Annotated in this window: 18 protein-coding genes; 6 read left to right on the top strand and 12 right to left on the bottom strand. The window is 62.7% G+C overall.

Going from position 1 to position 19116, the window contains the following annotated elements:
- Window positions 1–39: 39 nt before the first annotated feature.
- From KHO30_RS27690 to KHO30_RS27700, 3 genes are all read left to right on the top strand, one after another.
- On the top strand, window positions 40–1860 hold the full coding sequence (locus tag KHO30_RS27690) for an alkyl sulfatase dimerization domain-containing protein (protein WP_211702929.1): 1821 nt from the start codon (window positions 40–42) through the stop codon (window positions 1858–1860).
- Window positions 1861–1976: 116 nt separating this feature from the next.
- Entirely contained in the window at window positions 1977–2363 is a 387-nt protein-coding gene (gene gloA, locus KHO30_RS27695) for a lactoylglutathione lyase (protein ID WP_093646538.1), read from the top strand.
- 26 nt (window positions 2364–2389) lie between these two features.
- Complete coding sequence (locus KHO30_RS27700; protein WP_093646541.1) at window positions 2390–2788, top strand: hypothetical protein; 399 nt, start codon at window positions 2390–2392, stop codon at window positions 2786–2788.
- Window positions 2789–2867: 79 nt separating this feature from the next.
- Here the strand turns inward: KHO30_RS27700 and KHO30_RS27705 are convergent, their stop codons facing one another.
- The 9 genes from KHO30_RS27705 to KHO30_RS27745 all read right to left on the bottom strand — a co-directional run bounded on the left by KHO30_RS27705 (window position 2868) and on the right by KHO30_RS27745 (window position 13086).
- The gene (locus KHO30_RS27705; RefSeq protein WP_175052091.1) at window positions 2868–3758 is read right to left on the bottom strand and encodes a M48 family metallopeptidase; all 891 of its coding nucleotides are present in this window, start codon (window positions 3756–3758) and stop codon (window positions 2868–2870) included.
- A gap of 44 nt (window positions 3759–3802) precedes the next feature.
- A complete protein-coding gene (locus KHO30_RS27710; RefSeq protein ID WP_093646546.1) occupies window positions 3803–4561 on the bottom strand; it encodes a lysophospholipid acyltransferase family protein in 759 nt (252 codons plus the stop codon).
- A 40-nt stretch (window positions 4562–4601) separates the two neighbouring features.
- On the bottom strand, window positions 4602–5156 hold the full coding sequence (gene gmhB, locus KHO30_RS27715) for a D-glycero-beta-D-manno-heptose 1,7-bisphosphate 7-phosphatase (protein ID WP_211702930.1): 555 nt from the start codon (window positions 5154–5156) through the stop codon (window positions 4602–4604).
- 10 nt (window positions 5157–5166) lie between these two features.
- Window positions 5167–7266, bottom strand: a complete 2100-nt coding sequence (gene glyS / locus KHO30_RS27720) for a glycine--tRNA ligase subunit beta (RefSeq protein WP_211702931.1) — start codon at window positions 7264–7266, stop codon at window positions 5167–5169.
- A 15-nt stretch (window positions 7267–7281) separates the two neighbouring features.
- On the bottom strand, window positions 7282–8289 hold the full coding sequence (gene glyQ / locus KHO30_RS27725) for a glycine--tRNA ligase subunit alpha (RefSeq protein WP_093646553.1): 1008 nt from the start codon (window positions 8287–8289) through the stop codon (window positions 7282–7284).
- A 206-nt stretch (window positions 8290–8495) separates the two neighbouring features.
- Window positions 8496–9341, bottom strand: a complete 846-nt coding sequence (locus KHO30_RS27730; RefSeq protein ID WP_244864148.1) for an FkbM family methyltransferase — start codon at window positions 9339–9341, stop codon at window positions 8496–8498.
- Window positions 9342–9502: 161 nt separating this feature from the next.
- Window positions 9503–11113, bottom strand: coding sequence for an FMN-binding glutamate synthase family protein (locus KHO30_RS27735; protein WP_093646557.1), 1611 nt, complete (start codon window positions 11111–11113; stop codon window positions 9503–9505).
- 226 nt (window positions 11114–11339) lie between these two features.
- Entirely contained in the window at window positions 11340–12485 is a 1146-nt protein-coding gene (gene mnmA, locus KHO30_RS27740) for a tRNA 2-thiouridine(34) synthase MnmA (protein ID WP_054037731.1), read from the bottom strand.
- A 118-nt stretch (window positions 12486–12603) separates the two neighbouring features.
- Window positions 12604–13086 (bottom strand): NUDIX hydrolase, encoded by a 483-nt coding sequence (locus tag KHO30_RS27745; RefSeq protein ID WP_211702933.1) that lies wholly within the window; start codon window positions 13084–13086, stop codon window positions 12604–12606.
- Window positions 13087–13321: 235 nt separating this feature from the next.
- On the opposite strand from KHO30_RS27745, the gene KHO30_RS27750 reads away from it, so the two are divergent.
- Genes KHO30_RS27750 through KHO30_RS27760 form a run of 3 tightly spaced genes read left to right on the top strand, consistent with a single transcriptional unit; the run spans window position 13322 to window position 16261 of the window.
- Entirely contained in the window at window positions 13322–14464 is a 1143-nt protein-coding gene (locus KHO30_RS27750; protein ID WP_171926300.1) for a Re/Si-specific NAD(P)(+) transhydrogenase subunit alpha, read from the top strand.
- Between the two features lie 10 nt (window positions 14465–14474).
- The gene (locus tag KHO30_RS27755; RefSeq protein ID WP_028198874.1) at window positions 14475–14807 is read left to right on the top strand and encodes an NAD(P) transhydrogenase subunit alpha part 2; all 333 of its coding nucleotides are present in this window, start codon (window positions 14475–14477) and stop codon (window positions 14805–14807) included.
- Window positions 14807–16261, top strand: a complete 1455-nt coding sequence (locus KHO30_RS27760) for an NAD(P)(+) transhydrogenase (Re/Si-specific) subunit beta (RefSeq protein ID WP_175052100.1) — start codon at window positions 14807–14809, stop codon at window positions 16259–16261. The genes KHO30_RS27755 and KHO30_RS27760 overlap by 1 nt, the downstream gene beginning before the upstream one ends.
- Before the next feature lie 57 nt (window positions 16262–16318).
- Here KHO30_RS27760 and KHO30_RS27765 read toward each other — a convergent pair whose 3' ends face one another.
- The 3 genes from KHO30_RS27765 to KHO30_RS27775 all read right to left on the bottom strand — a co-directional run bounded on the left by KHO30_RS27765 (window position 16319) and on the right by KHO30_RS27775 (window position 19023).
- A complete protein-coding gene (locus KHO30_RS27765; RefSeq protein WP_211702934.1) occupies window positions 16319–17059 on the bottom strand; it encodes a helix-turn-helix transcriptional regulator in 741 nt (246 codons plus the stop codon).
- 66 nt (window positions 17060–17125) lie between these two features.
- Complete coding sequence (locus tag KHO30_RS27770; RefSeq protein ID WP_093644591.1) at window positions 17126–17509, bottom strand: VOC family protein; 384 nt, start codon at window positions 17507–17509, stop codon at window positions 17126–17128.
- Window positions 17510–17727: 218 nt separating this feature from the next.
- Entirely contained in the window at window positions 17728–19023 is a 1296-nt protein-coding gene (locus KHO30_RS27775) for a THUMP domain-containing class I SAM-dependent RNA methyltransferase (RefSeq protein ID WP_054037740.1), read from the bottom strand.
- Window positions 19024–19116 lie beyond the last annotated feature (93 nt).

Raw genomic sequence — 19116 nt, forward strand, 5'->3', positions numbered from 1 at the left:
TTGCCATAACGCGCGGACAAATATTCAAGGAGACACCGCATGAACTCATGTTGCCCCGAACGGGTCCGCAATCCCGCCTTCGATGCGCCGCATATCGGCGAGCCGCTCGATGTCGCGTTCGATGCAGGCGTGAATCTCGCCTACGCCGTCGCCGCACCAACCGTGCCGCCGCGCCTGACCGAACACTCGCGGCGCATGGCGCAGCGTCTCTATCGTGTCGCCGAACGCGTGTATTGCGCGGTCGGCTACGCGATCGCGAACATCATCTTCGTGGTGGGTGACGACGGCGTCGTGGTCATCGATGCGACTGAGGCGGTGTCGGCTGCGAAGCGCATCTATGAAGACTTCTGCGCGATCGATCCGCGTCATGCCGATCTGCCGGTCAAGGCGGTCGTCTATACGCACAACCACACGGACCACACCGGCGGCGTGCGCGCTTTCGTCGATGAAGCCGCGCTCGAGGCGGGTAGCGTCGAGATCATCGCGCATCGCTCGTTGATGGACACGGTGATCAACAACGCGAACCTCGTCGCACCGATTCTCGCCACGCGTTCGGCCTACAGCTTCGGCACGCTGCTGCCGGCCGGCGCGACCGGTAAGGTCAACGCGGGCATCGGGCCGGTGCTGATCGCCGAGCCGGCGAGCTTCTTTGCGCCGACCCGCGTGTTCGACGACAAGCTCGATATCGTGCTAGCCGGCGTGCGTTTCGAGTTCCGCTACGCGCCTTCCGAAGCCGACGACGAAATCGTCATGTGGCTGCCTGAGCTTGGCGTGCTGCTGTCAGCGGAAGTGATCCAGGGTGAGTGTCTCGCGAACGTGCACACGCTGCGCGGCACGCGTTATCGCGACCCGGTGCGCTGGTATCAGACAATCGATATGATGCGCGGCTTCAACGCGGCGCATATGGTGCCGGCGCATGGCCGTCCGGTATCGGGCGCGCAGTATGTCGCCGAGGTGCTGTGCGTGTATCGCGACGCCATCCAGTTCATCCACGACCAGACCATTCGCCACATGAACTTCGGCCTGAGCCCGGACGAACTTGCTGAGGCGATTCCCGCGCTGCCGCCGCATCTCGCGGAACACGCGTGGCTTGGCGAGTATTACGGCACGGTCAAGCATTCGGTGCGGCAGGTGTATAGCGGCCAGCTCGGCTGGTTCGATGGCGATCCGGCGTCACTCGATCCGCTGCCGCGCGCCGAACGTTCGCAGCGCATGGTGAAGATGATGGGCGGCGTGGAGGCGGTGCGTGCCGCTGCACGTATCGCCCTGGGTGACGGCGACTGGCGCTGGGCCGCGGAACTGGCCACGCTGCTGGTGCGCCTCGATACAAACGACGCCGACGCCCGCAACATCAAGGCGAGCGCGTTGCGCGAGCTGGGCTACCGCACGGTGAACACCAACTGGCGCAACTGGTATCTGAGCGCGGCGCGCGAACTCGAACACGCCTACGATGAGCTACCGTTCGCGGGTAGCTCGAGCCTCGCCTCGACCGACGTGTTGCGTGCCCAACCGCTGCGCAATGTGTTCCAGCGCTTTAGCGTGAACGTCGATCCGGAACGTTGCGCCGATGTGCAGATGACACTCGCATTCCGCGTGACGGATCGCAACGAAACGCATGCGCTCGAATTGCGGCGTGGCGTGTTGCAGATTCACGAGCGCACACCATCGGCGATCGATGTTCAACTCGCGCTGGAAACCAGCACCCTGTACGGCATGTTGCGCGACATGGCGTCGCAGTTGCCCAAGTGCATCGAGAACGGCACAGTAGTACTGGAGCGCGGCACGGCCGAGCTGTTGCGCAGATTCTTCGATTGCTTCGACCGGCCCGCGCAGCGTATGCCCGCACTCACTACGCGATAGAAGCGGCTCGCATCGGCGTATCGGCGCAGCACCGAAAACGGCTGCGGCGCTCCCTGCAGCGCAGCGTGATTCCGGGTACATTGTCGTTCTCGACATCACGCACTTGGGAGTACACGATGCGCCTGCTTCACACCATGCTCCGGGTCGGCGACCTGGACCGTTCGATTGCGTTCTACACCGAGCTGCTCGGGATGAAATTGCTGCGCCGCGACGATTATCCGGAAGGCAAATTCACGCTGGCTTTCGTCGGCTATGAAGACGAACGTGACGGCACCGTTCTCGAACTCACGCACAACTGGGACACGCCGAAGTACGACCTCGGCTCCGGCTTCGGGCACCTCGCCGTCGAAGTCGCTGACGCATACGCTGCCTGTGACAAGATCAAGGCCCAGGGCGGTAAGGTTGTCCGCGAAGCCGGTCCGATGAAACACGGCACCACCGTGATCGCTTTCGTCGAAGATCCGGACGGCTACAAGATCGAGTTCATCCAGAAGAAAAAGTGACGGAAGCGGCCGGGCGAGGACACGCAATGAATAACGGCAATCCCTACTTCAAAGAACTCGACGACATCCACGTCGAAATCCAGACTTTGTTCGACGGCTCCGCGGATCACGGCGCGCTGGATCGCATCATGGCGCGCTTCGCTCCGCAATTCACGCTGGTGATGCCTTCCGGTCTCGCACTGGACCACGCTGGCCTGCGCGAGATTTTTGCGAAGCTGAACGGTGCGCGTCCCGGCTCGCAGATCACGATTCGCGATATGGAGATCGTGTCCGAGTATCCGTCGGGCGCGGTGGTGAAATATCGGGAGTATCAACGCGACAACGCGGGCAATGCGAACGTGCGGCGCTCGACGGCGGTGATGGATCTCGACGCGCACGGCAAGGTGACGTGGCGTCACTTGCAGGAAACTTTCTGCACGGAGTGATCTGCGGGTTTCAGAAAACTGGCGCTTCGCGTCGAGGCGCCAGCTTCAAGGCTTCATGGCCGAAGATAGCCCGAATGCCTCAAAGCGTCGGCAGCAATTCCGGCGGATGCGACTTCAACGTCTGCCGCGCTTCGCGGAATTCCGGAAAAATCGATTCCACAGTCTGCCAGAAGCGCGGACTGTGATTCATCTCGCGCAGATGCGCGAGTTCGTGCGCCACGACGTAATCGATGATCGACAGCGGGAAGTGAATCAGCCGCCAGTTCAGGCGGATTTTCCCATCGCTCGAACAGCTGCCCCAACGCGTGGCCGCCGAAGAGAGCGCATACGCGCGATAGTTGACGCCGAGCTTCTCGGCATAGATTGCAAGGCGCTCGCCGAACAGGCGCTTTGCTTCACCTTGCAGCCAGCCCTGCACACGATCCTTGATCTGCTGCGGGTCCGCTTGCAACGGCAGCGGCACTTGCAGTGCGGCTTCATCCGCATTGAACGCGAGCGTGCCTTGCGGCGAACCGAGCTTCACGCGCACCGGCTGGCCGAGATACGGCACTTCGGCACCATCTTTCCAGTCGACCTTGGGCAACGCGCGCTGTTCGACACGCGTTTGCCATTCGATTAGCTTCGCGAAAATCCAGCGTTGCTTTTCGGTGATCGCGGTTTCGATATCGGCGAGCGTGACCCAACGTGGTGCGGTGATCATCAGGCCGGTGCTGTCGATCGCAAAGCCGATCGAGCGGCGTGCCGAGCGCTTGAGCGCATAGTGCAGCGTGCGCGAACCGATGGTGAGGCTGCGCAGCTTGGTGCCGTCCGGTGCGAGTGGCACGGCCGGCTGCTGCCCGCTCTGCGAGCCCGTTGATGGTGCCGAGGGTGTTGGGGACGACGACGTCGACCCCGGCTCGGCGAAGAGCGGGAGATCGAGCTGCCGGTTATCGAGCGCCGCAGCGGGCTGCGACGTAGGAGACTTCTGCATCGGATTCGGCTTCGCGCAAATGCGCCTTCGAGGGCGCGGGCGCGTCAGATTGGTGCGGCGGCGGAGCTGCTTTCCGCCGCGCGGTACGCAGTAGGATCGATGCGGCGCATTTCAGCTTCGATCCACTGTTCGACGCGCGTGTTCACTTCATCGGGCGTGAGCCCCGTCGTGTCGATCGGCTTGCCGATCGACACTGTGACTATACCCGCATATTTGAGAAACGAGTTGCGCGGCCACAGACGTCCGGCGTTGTGCGCGATCGGCACGACCGGCGCGCCGGTGGCAATCGCAAAACGCGCGCCGCCGGTTTTGTACTTGCCTTGCTTGCCGGTCGGCGTACGTGTGCCTTCCGGAAACATGATGACCCAGGCGCCTTCGGCCATGCGTTGCTTGCCTTGCTTGATGACGGATTCGAACGCGTACTTGCCTTCCTTGCGGTCGATATGGACCATTTTCAACATGCCCAATGCCCAGCCGAAAAACGGCACGTACAGCAGCTCGCGCTTGAACACGTAGCACAGCGGCCGCGGCATCAGTGCCGGAAACGCCAGCGTTTCCCAGGCTGATTGATGCTTCGACAGCAGCACGGCCGGACCGTTAGGCAGGTTCTCATAGCCCTCGATCTTGTAGCGGATGCCGTTCAGCCAGCGCACCGTGTGAAGCGTGGCGCGGCACCAGCCGGCCGCCATCCAGTAGCGATTGTCGGCGCGCATGAACGGGAACGCGATGAAGCACGCGGTTGCGTACGGCACCGTGAAGAGCACGAAGTAGATCAGCAGCAGCAAAGAACGGATGAAGCGCATCGGCGTGGTCGGTGAGAGTTGGGGACGCGCGTGGCGCGCGTCACTCGTGAGCGTCGGAAAGGAAGTCGAGTGCGAACGCGCGCAGGTCGTCGTGCACGCGCGCGCCCTCGGGCAAGCCGCCCGCTGCAAGCGTCTTGCGGCCCTTGCCGGTCAGCACCAGATGCGTCGGATGGCCGAGCGAGGCGCCCGCTTGCAGGTCGCGCATCGCGTCGCCGACCACCGGCGTATGGTGCGGATCGACTTCGAAACGTTCGGCGATCATCTTGAGCATGCCGGGTTTCGGTTTGCGGCATTCGCAGTGATCTTGCGCCGTGTGCGGGCAGAAGAACACGGCGTCGATGCGACCGCCGACCGCCGCCGCCATGCGATGCATTTTCAGATGCATCGCATTGAGCGCGTTCATGTCGAAGAGACCGCGGCCGATGCCCGACTGGTTGGTCGCGACCGCCACGCGATAACCTGCCTGGTTGAGGCGCGCGATCGCTTCGAGCGAACCGGGCAGGGCAACCCATTCGTCCGGCGACTTGATGAACGCGTCGGAATCGACGTTGATCACGCCGTCGCGGTCGAGGATCACCACTTTTTTGGTCGGCATGGCGCGGGGCTCAGGCGGCGAGTCGGGAAATGTCGGCGACGCAATTCATCTGCTGATGCAGCGCGCCGAGCAAAGCCAAACGGTTGGCGCGCAACGCCGGATCTTCGGCGTTGACCATCACGTCGTTGAAGAAGGTGTCGACCGGTTCGCGCAGCGCGGCGAGCGCGGTGAGTGCGCCCGTGTAGTCGCGTGCGGCGAGTTGCGTCTGCACGCGCGGTGCAACCTGTTCGAGTTGCGCGTACAAGGCTTTTTCGGCCGCTTCGGTCAGCAGTGCAACCTGCACGCCGCTGGTCGCCGAACCTTCCGATTTCTTCAGGATGTTCGAAATCCGCTTGTTGGCCGCCGCGAGCGATGCGGCTTCCGGCAGCGCTGCGAATTCGCGCACTGCATCCAGGCGCGCGACGATATCGTCGAGGCGCGTCGGGTTCAGTGCCAGCACTGCGTCGATTTCGCCCGGCGCGTAGCCGCGTTCGCGCAGCAGACCGCGCAGGCGGTCCATGCTGAATTCGTAGATTGCTTGCGTCGAATCGGCGACGCCCGGCACGGCGGCGAATTGCGCGTAAGCGGTGCGCAGCAATTCGATCAGATCGACCGGCAATTGCTTCTCGACCAGAATCCGCAACACGCCGAGCGCATGACGGCGCAGCGCGAACGGGTCTTTCTCACCGGTGGGTTGCAGGCCGATGCCCCAGATGCCGACCAGTGTTTCGAGCTTGTCGGCGAGCGCGACGACGGTGCCGGTTGCCGTGGCCGGCAAGGCATCGCCGGAGAAGCGCGGCTGATAATGTTCCGAGCATGCCAGCGCGACTTCTTCCGGCTCGCCGTCGTGGCGCGCGTAGTACGTGCCCATCGTGCCTTGCAGCTCGGGGAATTCACCGACCATGTCGGTGATCAGGTCGGCCTTGGCCAGACGCGCAGCGCGCTTCGCTAGCGCGACATCCGCGCCGATCAGCGAGGCAATTGCCCCCGCCAGCGCTTCGACGCGCTCGACGCGTTGCAGCGCCGAACCCAGCTTGTTGTGATACACGACGTTCGCGAGCAGCGGCACGCGATCGGCGAGCGGCTTCTTCTTGTCCTGCTCGAAGAAGAACTTGGCATCGGCCAGACGCGGACGCACCACGCGTTCGTTGCCTTCGACGATATCGCCAGGCGTTTTCGTTTCGATGTTCGACACGATCAGGAAGCGCGAGCGCAGCTTGCCGTTCGCATCCGTCAACGCGAAGTATTTCTGGTTCGTCTGCATTGTCAGGATCAGGCATTCCTGCGGCACTTGCAGGAATTCGTCCTCGAAGCGGCAGGCGTAAACCACCGGCCATTCGACCAGCGAGTTCACTTCATCCAGCAGCGATTCGGGCATGACGACCTGGTCGCCGTCGGCTTGCGCGAGCAGATGCGTGCGGATGGCTTCCTTGCGGTCGGCGAAATTCGCGACCACACGGCCCTTGTGCATCAGCGTGTCGGCGTAAGAATCCGCGTGCTGGATCTGCACGAGGCCTTCGGACAGGAAGCGGTGGCCGAGTGTGGTGTCGTCTGCATCGACGCCCAGTGCCGTGACCGGCACGACCTGTTCGCCGTGCAAGGTGGTCAGACGGTGGACAGGACGCACGAACTGCACATTGGTGCCGTCCGGGCGCTGATACGTCATCACCTTCGGGATCGGCAGTTTGGCGAGCGTTTCGTCGAGCGCGGCTTGCAGGCCTTCGGCGAGCGTAGCGCCCGGCGCGGCGTAGCGCAGGAAGAAAGCTTCGGCCTTGCCGTCCTGCGCGCGCTCCAGGTCGTTCACCGAAAAATCGGGGAAGCCGAGCGCAGCCAGTTTCTTCGCGAGCGGCGCGGTGGGCTGGCCGTCTTTATCGAGCGCGACGGAAACCGGCAGCACTTTTTCGCGCACGTGTTTTTCCGGCGCGACCGAACGCACGTTCTTGATCGTGACGGCAAGACGGCGCGGCGTGGCGTAACGTTCGAACGACAGTTCGCCTTCGATCAGGTCGCGCGCCGCGAGGCGCTGCGCAATGCCTTCGGCGAACGCGTCGCCGAGACGCGCGAGCGCTTTCGGCGGCAGTTCTTCGGTCAGCAGCTCGACGAGCAGGGTAGCTTGATGGGGTTGAGTCATTTCTTGGTGTTCTCGTCAGTCCGGATCGATCTTGCGTTCGATTTTGAGCGGCGGCGCCCACGCGGGCATCGCGGCATCCTGTGCGTCGGTGGTCAGGCCGGGCACGCCGTGCACCGGATTGCCGAGCATCGGAAAACCGAGCTTTTCGCGCGAGTCGTAGTAAGCCTGTGCAACCAGACGCGACAGCGCGCGAATCCGGCCGATATACGCCGCGCGTTCCGTGACGGAGATCGCGCCGCGGGCATCCAGCAGATTGAACGTGTGGCCGGCCTTCAGCACCAGTTCATACGCGGGCAGCGCGATCTGTGCGTCGATCATGCGCTTGGCTTCCGCTTCGTAGCTGTTGAAGAACGTGAACAGCAGATCGACGTTCGCATGCTCGAAGTTGTAGGTCGACTGTTCGACTTCGTTTTGGTGGTACACGTCGCCGTAAGTCAGGCGGCGAAGTTCCGGGCCGTTCGGGCCTTGCTCTTCCCACTCGGTCCAGACGAGGTCGTAGACGTTCTCGACCTTCTGAAGGTACATCGCGAGACGTTCGAGACCATAGGTGATTTCGCCCAGCACCGGCTTGCAATCCAGGCCGCCGACTTGTTGGAAGTAAGTGAACTGGGTGACTTCCATGCCGTTCAGCCACACTTCCCAGCCGAGACCCCAGGCGCCGAGCGTGGGATTTTCCCAGTCGTCTTCGACGAAGCGCACGTCGTTCTGCTTCAAATCGAAGCCGAGCGCTTCGAGCGAGCCGAGGTACAGGTCGAGAATGTTTTCCGGCGCTGGCTTCAGCACGACCTGGTACTGGTAGTAATGCTGCAGACGGTTCGGGTTCTCGCCGTAGCGGCCGTCTTTCGGGCGGCGCGACGGCTGTACGTAGGCGGCTCGCCACGGTTCCGGGCCGATCGCGCGCAGGAAAGTATGGACGTGGGACGTGCCCGCGCCGACTTCCATATCGATCGGCTGGAGCAACGCGCAACCCTGCTTGTCCCAGTAGGACTGCAGTGTCAGGATGATTTGCTGAAACGTGAGCATGAAGTGCCTTTCGGGCATAGGGCCGCGCCGCAAACGCCGGAGCGCGCGAGCTGGCCGTGGAGCGAAGTGCTAAACCGTAGATTTTAACGGAAAGGGAGGGGGGTGTCCGTTTTGCGGGGTCGGACGGGGATTGAAGTGTTCTTCAAACGAAAAAAGGCCGCTTCAGGCGGCCGATAGTTGTTCGTTTCGTCGGGGTGTCCTGTCCGCTAACTGCTCAAACTCATCAATGCGTGCGTGGCGGAGTCCGTCACTTCGACAAACCCGTCGATCTCCATCTCCAGTTCCCGCGGAAGCGCGAGCATATTGCACGACAGCAAGCGACCGTAGATATTTTCCGCACGTTCAAAGAAATTGTCTGGGTTGAACAAAGGCGGCAAGTGCCACCACAACCGGTATTCCTTCGACCACAACCACTCGATCAACGCTTGCGACCGATCGAACCGGTCGTTCTCCACATAAATCACAGGTCGCGAGCGGGTGATGGTCTCTTGCGCGCCTAGCAACGCGTTCAACTCGAACCCTTCCACGTCGAGCTTCAGCAGCCCCACGGTATGTGAGCGCAGCGCATCGTCCAGCCGCACGCACGGAACCGGGAGCGTGTTCGCTGCGGCCTCGGTCTGCATCGACACGCCGCCAAAGTTGCCCAGCGCATCGTAGTCCGGTTGCGCGAAATACAGCGTCCCGGCTGCGGCCACGCACGCGTACGGCCACGCGAGCACGTTACGCACACCATTGGCCGCGAGATTCGCACAGAGGTTCTGAAAGATCACCGGCTGAGGCTCAAAGGCGACGAGTACTTGGCGACGCGCCTGCGCCTCACGCGCCAGCATGATCGTATGCACGCCGATATTCGCGCCGACTTCCACGACGATGCCCGGCTGCACCAGCAACTGCCGCAACACGGCAGATTCGAGTTCGCTGCATTCGCCGTATTCGATGAGCGCGCGGCCTAGATAGAAGTCGTTCGGATTGGCGAGCATCCAGCCGTGCCGGGTCTGGACGAGTTGCGTATGAGCGCCAAGCGGCACCAAAGCAGGGGAGGGCGTAACCATGGACATTGAGCGGGAAAAAGATCACGCAAATGTACGATTCGCCGCTGTCCTTGTATATGAGACGAGCTCTTAAGGATTCTTATCTTTCTGCAAGAACTCGTCGTCAAAATCTAAGACTTAGGCGGCGACCGGTTCACAAGCCAATCGTCGCCACAATTGCCTTACGTCGCAGCCAGTTCAACTTTCGGCGCAAACGAATCGCTTTGCGCCATCGGCCAATATTTCTCGTACAACGTGTAGCGATAGTTGCCGTTCAGCAGATCGTTCGGATCGAGATACTTCAACAGATCGGACATCAACCGCACTTCATGCGACGACACGCGCCGCACGATGTGATGCGCACGCAGTTCCGCCGGATGTTTGAGCCCCGCCGCCTGAATGATTTCCTTCAGCGCATGGAGCGTGTTGTGATGGAAGTTGAAGACACGATCAGCCTTGTCCGGCACCACCAAAGCACGCTGACGCACCGGATCCTGCGTCGCGACGCCCGTCGGGCAGCGGCCGGTGTGGCAGGTCTGGGCCTGAATGCAGCCGACCGCGAACATGAAGCCACGCGCCGCGTTGACCCAATCCGCGCCGATCGCCAGCGTCTTGGTGATATCGAACGCGGTAATCATCTTGCCGCTCGCGCCGATGCGGATGCGCTGACGCAAGCCGATACCGACCAGCGTGTTGTGCACCAGCAGCAGGCCTTCTTGCAACGGCACGCCGACGTGATCGGTGAACTCCAACGGTGCGGCGCCCGTGCCGCCTTCCGCACCGTCGACCACGATAAAGTCCGGCAGAATCCCGGTTTCCAGCATCGCCTTGGCAATGCCGAAAAATTCCCACGGATGCCCGATGCACAGCTTGAACCCGGTCGGCTTGCCTCCAGACAGCGTGCGCAAGCGGTCGACGAATTCGAGCAGGCCACGCGGCGACGAAAATTCGGAGTGGGTGGCGGGCGAGATGCAATCGCGGCCCATCGGCACGCCGCGCGTTTCCGCAATCTCGGGTGTGATCTTCGCGGCCGGCAGCACGCCGCCGTGACCAGGCTTCGCGCCTTGCGAGAGCTTCACCTCGATCATCTTCACTTGCGGCTCGGCGGCCTGCTTCGCGAACTTCTCCGCGCTGAAGGTGCCGTCGTCGTTACGGCAGCCGAAGTAGCCCGAGGCGATTTCCCAGATGATGTCGCCGCCATGCTCGCGGTGGTATTTCGACATCGAACCTTCGCCGGTGTCGTGCGCGAAATTGCCTTTCTTCGCGCCGAGGTTCAGCGCCATGATCGCGTTCGCCGACAGCGAGCCGAAGCTCATCGCGGAGACGTTGAAGATCGACATCGAATAAGGCTGCGCGCGATCGGGTCCGACCACGATACGGAAGTCGTGGTTGTCGAGCGTGGTCGGCGCGAGCGAGTGGCTGATCCATTCGTGCGCGACGGCTTTGACGTCGAGCTCGGTGCCGTACGGGCGGCTGTCCACGTCGTTCTTCGCGCGCTGATAGACGATGCTGCGTTGTGCGCGCGAGAACGGTTTCTCGTCGGTATCGTCCTCGACGAAATACTGGCGGATTTCCGGGCGGATGAATTCGAACAGGAAACGGAAGTGGCCCCACAACGGATAGTTACGCAGAATCGCGTGATGCTGCTGCGTCAGATCGAACAGGCCGAGTGCGACGAGCGCCACCGGCACGATGATCCAGAACCACGAAATGTGATTCGTCGCGGCAAACAGAGCGCAGATGGCGAACAGCACGACTGCGCACCACATCGCCAGATAACGTCGAGAAAACATGGGGACTCCAGTGCAGTGAGGATCGTCGCGGAGGGATCGTCAACGCTGTCGGCGCAAACGGAGTCTGCCGCGAGGGGAACGAACACCTGTTTGTTATGGTGAAACGAGCTGCGGCTCGAAGGTGAAGCGCATCGGTGAAGCGTGAAGTCTGAAGCTTGAAGATGAGGCATGCAGGTAAAGCGCGTGCGGCGGCGCTAAAGCGTTGCCGCACGATCGAATTCATGGTTCAACGGGCGGTGAGCAACGCTGCCTGTTGCGGCTGGCGCGCCGTTGGCTGCCCGGTCACCGCGTGTTCGATGATGCCGCCGCCGAGACATACGTCGCCATCGTAGAGCACCGCAGATTGCCCCGGTGTGACAGCCCATTGCGCGGCGTCGAAATTCAGCTCGAAAAGGCCCTCGCCGGCACCTGCCGCGCTGAAGGAGCACGGGGCGTCCGCTTGCCGGTAACGGGTTTTCGCGCCGCACGCGAAACCATCGGCCGGCGGCTCGCCCGCGACCCAGCTCGTATTGCCCGCTGAGAGCGTATGGCTCAGCAGCCACGGATGGTCGTGGCCTTGCGCGACATACAGCGTGTTCGACGCAATATCCTTCCCGGCGACGAACCACGGCTCGCCGCTGCCTTCCTTGCTGCCGCCGAGCCCGATGCCCTTGCGTTGCCCGAAGGTGTAGAAGGCGAGGCCGATGTGTTCGCCGACCACTTTGCCGTCGGTAGTTTTCATCGGACCGGGTTTGGTCGGCAGATAGCGGTTCAGGAAGTCGCGAAACGGCCGTTCGCCGATGAAGCAGATGCCGGTCGAATCTTTCTTCTTCGCATTCGGCAGCGCGATCTGTTCGGCGATCTCGCGGACTTTGGTTTTCGGAATCTCGCCCAACGGAAACAGCGTTTTCGACAATTGCGCCTGATTCAGCCGATGCAGGAAGTAAGACTGGTCTTTCGTATGATCGAAGGCCTTCAGCAGTTCGAAGCGGCCGTTGTTCTCCCGCACGCGCGCATAGTGGCCGGTCGCGATGGTTTCCGCGCCGAGCGACATGGCGTGATCGAGAAAGGCCTTGAACTTGATTTCGGCGTTGCACAGCACGTCCGGATTTGGCGTGCGGCCGGCCGAATATTCGCGCAGGAATTCGGCGAACACGCGGTCTTTGTATTCGGCGGCGAAGTTGACCGCTTCGACGTCGATGCCGATCAGGTCCGCCACCGAGACGACGTCGATCCAGTCCTGCCGCGTCGAGCAGTACTCGCTGTCGTCATCGTCTTCCCAGTTTTTCATGAACAGGCCGACTACGTCGTAGCCCTGTTCCTTCAGCAGCCATGCGGTAACCGACGAATCGACGCCGCCCGACATGCCTACTACGACTTTCTGCTTGCTCATAAGGTGCTCACTGGGTACTGCGTGACTTCGTTGATCGTGGGTTGACCGTGTTGCCCTGTCGTCTGCCTGGCCGCTTGTGACGGATCAGGCCCGTTTGTGACGGGTTATGTACGTCTATTTACGCCTGTTTGCGCCCGACCGAATGCGTGTGCACGAAGTCGAGCGGGAAACGCCGTCCCGCGAGGTAATCGTCGAGACATTGCATGACAAGCGGCGTGCGATGCCGTTCGGGGCAGGCGCGCAATTCATCGGCGCTCATCCACAGCGTGCGGACAATGTCGGGATCGAGCGCGCGCTCGGTATCCGCTGTGCCGCTCGTGCCGCAATAGGTGAAGCGCAGATACGTCACGCCCTCACTGCCGGGCCGCTCGAAATGCGTCATATACATGCCGACCAGCGCCTCGGGCGTGAACGGATGCGCGGTTTCCTCGAGCGTTTCGCGGATGACCGCTTCCAGAAGCGTTTCGCCCGCTTCCAGATGGCCGGCGGGCTGATTCAGGCGCAGGCCGTCGGCGGTATGTTCCTCGACCACGAGAAAACGCCCGTCACGCTCGACGATGGCCGCAACGGTGACGTGCGGCAGCCAGGTTTCCGGTTTCATGGGTGCGCATTTTACCGTTTATGGGCCTGGGCTGCCCGGAAGCGAGCGGACGGCTGCGAGTGCCGCCCAGCCGCAGCCGGCGAGCCACCTCGGTCGCCGGGCACCCCCGGATTGTCCCCGATTTCTGCGCACCCCCAGGTTTCGGTTAAAGTGACGCCGTTAGCCGTTGCACTTGCAAGCCGGCGTGCCTCGTCGGCAGCTCTGTCGTAAAACAGGAAGTCGAGGAGGAGAAAAGATGCACATCGGAGTGCCAGCCGAGACGCGCGCGCACGAAACCCGCGTCGCCGCGACGCCCGAAACGGTCAAGAAGTATGTGACCCAGGGCCACCGGGTCACGATCCAGAGCGGCGCCGGCACCGGCGCAAGCTTTCCTGACGAAGCTTTTACAGCCGCCGGCGCGGAAATCGTCGATGCGGCTACTGCCTTTGGGGCTGATCTGGTCCTCAAGGTTCAGTCCCCGACCGATGCCGAGTTGCCGCTTCTGAAGCGCGGCGCGACGCTGGTCGGCATGCTCGATCCGTTTAATACCGAAAACTCATCAAAGCTGGCGGCTGCGGGCATAACTGCGTTCGCGCTCGAAGCCGCGCCAAGAACCACCCGCGCGCAGAGCCTCGACGTGCTGTCGTCGCAGGCGAACATCGCCGGGTACAAGGCGGTGCTGCTGGCGGCCACGCTTTATCCGCGCTTCATGCCGATGCTGATGACGGCAGCCGGGACCGTGAAAGCGGCCCGTGTGCTGATTCTCGGCGCGGGTGTGGCGGGCTTGCAGGCCATCGCGACCGCCAAGCGCCTGGGCGCCGTGATCGAAGCCTCGGACGTGCGTCCGGCGGTGAAAGAGCAGATCGAATCGCTCGGCGCCAAATTCCTTGATGTCCCTTACGAAACCGATGAGGAGCGTGAAGCCGCGCAGGGCGTCGGTGGCTACGCGCGGCCGATGCCGCCTTCGTGGCTTGCGCGTCAGTCTGCACTGGTTCACGAACGGGCCAAACAGGCTGACGTCGTGATCTCGACCGCCCTGATCCCAGGCCGCGCCGCACCGACGCTGATCTCGGTAGAAACCGTGCAGGCGATGAAACCCGGCTCCGTGCTGGTCGACCTCGCGGCAGGACGCGGCGCCGAGTACGAAGGCCGTCGTGGCGGCAACTGTCCGCTGACCGAGGCGGATCAGGTCGTCCTGAAACATGGCGTGCAGATCGTCGGCTATACGAATCTGGCCTCGATGGTCCCCGCCGACGCGTCGTCACTCTACGCACGCAACCTGCTCGACTTCCTGAAGCTGATCATCACCAAGGAAGGCGCCCTGAACATCGATCTCGCAGACGACATCGTCGCGGCCACGCTGCTGGCCCGTGACGGCGAAGTCACGCGCAAGGCATAGGAGAACGGCGATGGAAGTCATCAACCACACCGTTATTAACCTGATCATCTTCGTGCTGGCGATCTACGTCGGCTACCACGTCGTCTGGAACGTCACGCCCGCGCTGCACACGCCACTGATGGCCGTGACCAATGCGATCTCGGCGATCGTGATCGTCGGCGCGATGCTTGCAGCGGGCCTCACCGTGGGCGACACCGGCAAGTTCTTCGGCACGCTGGCCGTCGCGCTCGCCGCAGTGAACGTGTTCGGCGGATTCCTGGTGACAAGGCGAATGCTGGAGATGTTCAGGAAGAAAGAGCCGAAGAAGCTCATCGCTGACAAGACGGCCAAGGAGAACGCGTAATGAGTCTGAACGTCGTCACGCTGCTTTATCTGGTTGCGTCGGTCTGTTTCATCCAGGCGCTCAAGGGGCTGTCGAATCCGAAGACGGCGCGCACCGGCAATACCTTCGGCATGGTCGGGATGGCGATTGCGATCCTCACCACTATCGCGCTGATCGTTAAACAGGCGAATGCGCTCGGCTCGAATCTTGGATTAGGGCTCGGCCTGTTGCTGGTCGCACTGGTGATCGGCGGCGCGATCGGCGCGTTTGTCGCCGCGCGCGTCGAGATGACCAAGATGCCGGAACTGGTCGCGGCGATGCACTCGCTGATCGGTCTTGCGGCCGTGTGTATTGCGTATGCGGTGGTGTCGGAGCCGTCGGCCTTCGGTCTGGTCGATCCGGACAATCCGATTCCGGGCTTCCTGCCATACGGCAATCGCGTCGAGCTGTTCATCGGCACATTCGTCGGCGCGATCACGTTCTCCGGATCGGTGATCGCGTTCGGCAAGCTGTCGGGCAAGTACAAGTTCCGACTGTTCCAGGGCGCACCGGTCGTCTATGCAGGGCAGCATCTGATCAACCTGCTGCTCGCGATCGCGATGCTCGGCTTCGGCGTGATCTTCTTCCTCACGCAATCCTGGCTGCCGTTCATCATCATGACGATCATCGCCTTCGTGCTCGGCGTGCTGATCATCATCCCGATCGGCGGCGCGGATATGCCGGTGGTTGTGTCGATGCTTAACTCGTACTCGGGCTGGGCGGCGGCGGGCATCGGCTTCTCGCTGAACAATCCGATGCTGATCATCGCGGGCTCGCTGGTGGGCTCGTCGGGTGCGATCCTGTCGTACATCATGTGCCGGGCGATGAACCGCTCGTTCTTCAACGTGATTCTTGGTGGCTTCGGGAACGAGGCAGGTGCGGCAGCGGCGGGTGGGTCGGCAGAGCAGCGTCCAGTGAAATCCGGGTCTGCTGATGATGCTTCGTTCATGCTCGGCAATGCTGAAACCGTGGTGATCGTGCCGGGGTATGGCCTCGCCGTGGCGCGAGCGCAGCATGCACTGAAGGAACTGACCGACAAGCTGGTCGAGAAGGGCATCGAGGTGAAGTACGCGATTCACCCGGTGGCCGGACGGATGCCGGGCCACATGAACGTGCTGCTCGCCGAAGCCGAAGTGCCGTACGACATGGTCTACGAAATGGACGATATCAACGGCGAGTTCGGTCAGGTCGACGTGGTGCTGGTGCTCGGTGCAAACGACGTGGTGAATCCGGCCGCGAAGAACGATCCGAAGTCGCCGATCGCGGGCATGCCGATCATCGAAGCGTACAAGGCGCGCACGGTCATCGTGAACAAGCGGTCGATGGCAGCGGGTTACGCCGGCCTCGACAACGACCTGTTCTACATGGACAAGACGATGATGGTGTTCGGCGATGCGAAGAAGGTGATTGAGGACATGGTGAAGGCGGTGGAATAACGCGCCACTGTGCCAGGCGGCCTGCCTCGCGGCGGGCCGCGAACCGCATTTACATCTTCACCGCGGCTTCGCATTCACATGACGCAGCCAATCCGCCAGGCGTCGTCCTTCCTGATCCGGATACGATTCGAGTACCGCAAGATCCCGGATTCTCTCCAACCCGAAATTGCGGAAATCGCTGCGCAGTTCGCACCACGCGCCGAGCGTCCAGCGCGCGCCCCAATAAGCTAGCGACAGCGGCCACACGCGCCGCTCGGTTTCTGCGCTATTCGCGTCGGTATAGGCAAAACTCACCACCTGACGTGCATCGATCGCCCGATGCAGCACGTCCACTTTCGCTGAAAACTCCGCTTTGATATGAAACGACGGCGCGAAGATCGCCAGACGTTCGATCGTTGCGCGCTTGTCGGCGGGCATGGCCGAGGCAATCTTCGCCAACGCCCCGCGCGCGCCGCTCGCGAAGCCGGCGCCGCCCCACGATTCGAGCATGCGTGCGCCCGCCGCTAGCGCGGCCAGTTCATCGACGGTGAAGGTGAGTGGCGGCAGGCTCGCCGCGCGGCTCAACCGGTAGCCGATGCCCGCTTCGCCTTCGATTGGCACGCCTGACAGTTGCAGATCACGCACGTCGCGATAGACCGTGCGCAGTGAGATATGCAGCCAGTCGGCGAGTTGTTGCGCGGTGGTCAGACGCCGTCCGCGCAACAGTTCGGCGATCTGGAACAGACGGTCGGCGCGGCGCGTCATCGTGGGCGTCTTGTAGAAAAGGACAGGAACAGTCCCGCGATGATAGCGCCGCATGCCGCGCTCCGGTCGGCGTTCTGCGCGGCGCCTGCTGGCCGCCGCGCTGGTGCGCCGCGTCGGCTGTTAGCCGTTGGTCAGCGAATGCAGGCCAAGGCGGTTGCCTTCCGTGTCGGTGAAGAACGCGATGTAGCCGATGTCCTGCGGCAGCTTGATCACCGGACCATCGGTCTTGCCGCCGGCCTTTTCGATGCGGGCGAGGGTGGCGTCGACGGTCGGTTGGGCGTTTAGATAGACGAGCACGCCGTCGTCGGAGGGCGTCATCGACGGGCTATGGATGATCGCGCCGCCGGTGGCCGGTTCTTCGTAGCCGAAGATGGCGATCGGCTGGCCGCCGACTTCCTGACGATTCAGTTTGACGTCGAGCCCGGCTTCGTAAAAGCGCACAGCGCGCTCGAAATCGACGGACGGAATCTCAAACCATGCAACAACTTTGGATGATGCGGACATGACACTCTCCTGGGGATGGCGGTAAGCCGTGCAAAGCGCCGGATGGCGTGAGAAGGAGTGTGCGTGGGGGCTACTGACAGCGTAGTGTCAGTAGGGAACGGGCGTGGCAACAGAATATGGCGGACGATGAGCGGACCGGAGGGCCGATCGTCGAGGCACAGGCGAAAAAAAACCGCGGACCAGGATCCGCGGTTTTTTCGATGCTGCTCTGCTCAGGCTTACGCTGCCGGCGTGTCGTTGTTCTGTGGCCGCTGGCGAACGCTGCCCGCGATCAGATCGAAGCGGAACAGCCGGCATTCGAGCGCGCCGTTGAAGAGCGGCGTCTTGGTGGATTCACGCAGACGCATTTGGCCCGGCAGCTTGCGATCCGACGTCAGGATGAACGCATGCCAGCCGGTGAAGCGCTGCTTCAGTGCATCGCCGAGCGACTGGAAAAACTCGCTGTCCGGTGCTTCTTCCTGGGCGCGATGGAAGCTGTCGTCATCGCGACCTTCGCGCGTGGCGCGGCCTTCGCGGATTTCACCGCGTGCGTTGCGGCCACGCACTTCGATCCGCTCGCCATACGGCGGATTCGCAACGAGGATGCCAGGCTCAGCCGACGGCGCCGTCATACCGCGCGCGTCGACCTGCTTGAGCGGAATCGACGGCAGACCGGCGCGCTGGAAGTTCGCACGCGCCTTGTCGAGCATGTCGCCGGAAATATCGCTGCCGAAGATCTGCAGATCGGCGCGCGAGGTACGCGCGGCGTGCTTGGCGTCGAGCGCGGCGGCCTTCAGCGGTTGCCAGGTCTTGGCGTCGAATTGCTTGAGCCTCTCGAAGCCGAAGCGACGTTCCGCACCCGGCGCGATATTCAGCGCCACTTGCGCGGCTTCCGCGAGGAAGGTGCCGCTGCCGCACATCGGGTCGTATAGCGGCGTGCCGGCGGTCCAGCCGGTCAGACGCAGGATGCCCGCCGCGAGGTTCTCGCGCAGCGGCGCCGCGCCCTTGTCCAGCCGCCAGCCGCGCTTGAAGAGCGGATCGCCGGAGGTGTCGAGGTAGAGCGTGCATTCGGTGGCGGTCAGGAATGCGAACACGCGCACGTCGGGCGCGGCGGTGTCGATGTTCGGCCGCGCGCCGCTGACTTCGCGCAGACGGTCGCAGATTGCGTCCTTGACACGCAGCGTTGTGAATTCGAGGCTGCGCAGCGGCGACTTGATAGCGGTGACGTCCACGCGCAGCGTTTCGTTTGCCGAGAACCACTGTTCCCACCGCTGTTCGAGCGCGAGCGCGTAAATATCCTGTTCGCTGCGATACGGCCGATGCGCGATTTTCAGCAGCACGCGGCTCGCGAGGCGCGAGTGCAGGTTGGCGGCCATGCCGGCTGCCCAGCCGCCGCGGAAATGCACGCCGCCGGGCACTTGCGCGCCGGCTGTGAACGGCGCGCCGTTCAGGTGTTTCGCGGCAATTTCGGCGAGCTCGGTGGCGAGCGAGGCTTCAAGGCCGCGCGGACAGGGAAGGAAGAAATCGAAGGACATTGAGGTTGCCGGAAGGCGTTAGATAAGGCGCTATTGTACGCGGTCGGGGTGGCGGGCCAGGCGGGGCTGTTCCCGGCCACCCTGCGCGTGACC

It is taken from the genome of Paraburkholderia aspalathi, from assembly GCF_905220735.1.
Classification (GTDB): domain Bacteria; phylum Pseudomonadota; class Gammaproteobacteria; order Burkholderiales; family Burkholderiaceae; genus Paraburkholderia; species Paraburkholderia aspalathi.

Bases quoted from the DNA above. Each gene is read 5' to 3' on its own strand.
- KHO30_RS27730 (WP_244864148.1), bottom strand. From the start codon at position 9,341: ATGGTTACGCCCTCCCCTGCTTTGGTGCCGCTTGGCGCTCATACGCAA.
- mnmA (WP_054037731.1), bottom strand. From the start codon at position 12,485: ATGAGCAAGCAGAAAGTCGTAGTAGGCATGTCGGGCGGCGTCGATTCG.
- KHO30_RS27735 (WP_093646557.1), bottom strand. From the start codon at position 11,113: ATGTTTTCTCGACGTTATCTGGCGATGTGGTGCGCAGTCGTGCTGTTC.
- KHO30_RS27705 (WP_175052091.1), bottom strand. From the start codon at position 3,758: ATGCAGAAGTCTCCTACGTCGCAGCCCGCTGCGGCGCTCGATAACCGG.
- KHO30_RS27760 (WP_175052100.1), top strand. From the start codon at position 14,807: ATGAGTCTGAACGTCGTCACGCTGCTTTATCTGGTTGCGTCGGTCTGT.
- KHO30_RS27750 (WP_171926300.1), top strand. From the start codon at position 13,322: ATGCACATCGGAGTGCCAGCCGAGACGCGCGCGCACGAAACCCGCGTC.
- KHO30_RS27770 (WP_093644591.1), bottom strand. From the start codon at position 17,509: ATGTCCGCATCATCCAAAGTTGTTGCATGGTTTGAGATTCCGTCCGTC.
- glyQ (WP_093646553.1), bottom strand. From the start codon at position 8,289: ATGCTCACGTTTCAGCAAATCATCCTGACACTGCAGTCCTACTGGGAC.
- glyS (WP_211702931.1), bottom strand. From the start codon at position 7,266: ATGACTCAACCCCATCAAGCTACCCTGCTCGTCGAGCTGCTGACCGAA.
- gmhB (WP_211702930.1), bottom strand. From the start codon at position 5,156: ATGCCGACCAAAAAAGTGGTGATCCTCGACCGCGACGGCGTGATCAAC.
- KHO30_RS27690 (WP_211702929.1), top strand. From the start codon at position 40: ATGAACTCATGTTGCCCCGAACGGGTCCGCAATCCCGCCTTCGATGCG.
- KHO30_RS27775 (WP_054037740.1), bottom strand. From the start codon at position 19,023: ATGTCCTTCGATTTCTTCCTTCCCTGTCCGCGCGGCCTTGAAGCCTCG.
- KHO30_RS27755 (WP_028198874.1), top strand. From the start codon at position 14,475: ATGGAAGTCATCAACCACACCGTTATTAACCTGATCATCTTCGTGCTG.
- KHO30_RS27710 (WP_093646546.1), bottom strand. From the start codon at position 4,561: ATGCGCTTCATCCGTTCTTTGCTGCTGCTGATCTACTTCGTGCTCTTC.
- KHO30_RS27745 (WP_211702933.1), bottom strand. From the start codon at position 13,086: ATGAAACCGGAAACCTGGCTGCCGCACGTCACCGTTGCGGCCATCGTC.
- gloA (WP_093646538.1), top strand. From the start codon at position 1,977: ATGCGCCTGCTTCACACCATGCTCCGGGTCGGCGACCTGGACCGTTCG.
- KHO30_RS27765 (WP_211702934.1), bottom strand. From the start codon at position 17,059: ATGCGGCGCTATCATCGCGGGACTGTTCCTGTCCTTTTCTACAAGACG.
- KHO30_RS27700 (WP_093646541.1), top strand. From the start codon at position 2,390: ATGAATAACGGCAATCCCTACTTCAAAGAACTCGACGACATCCACGTC.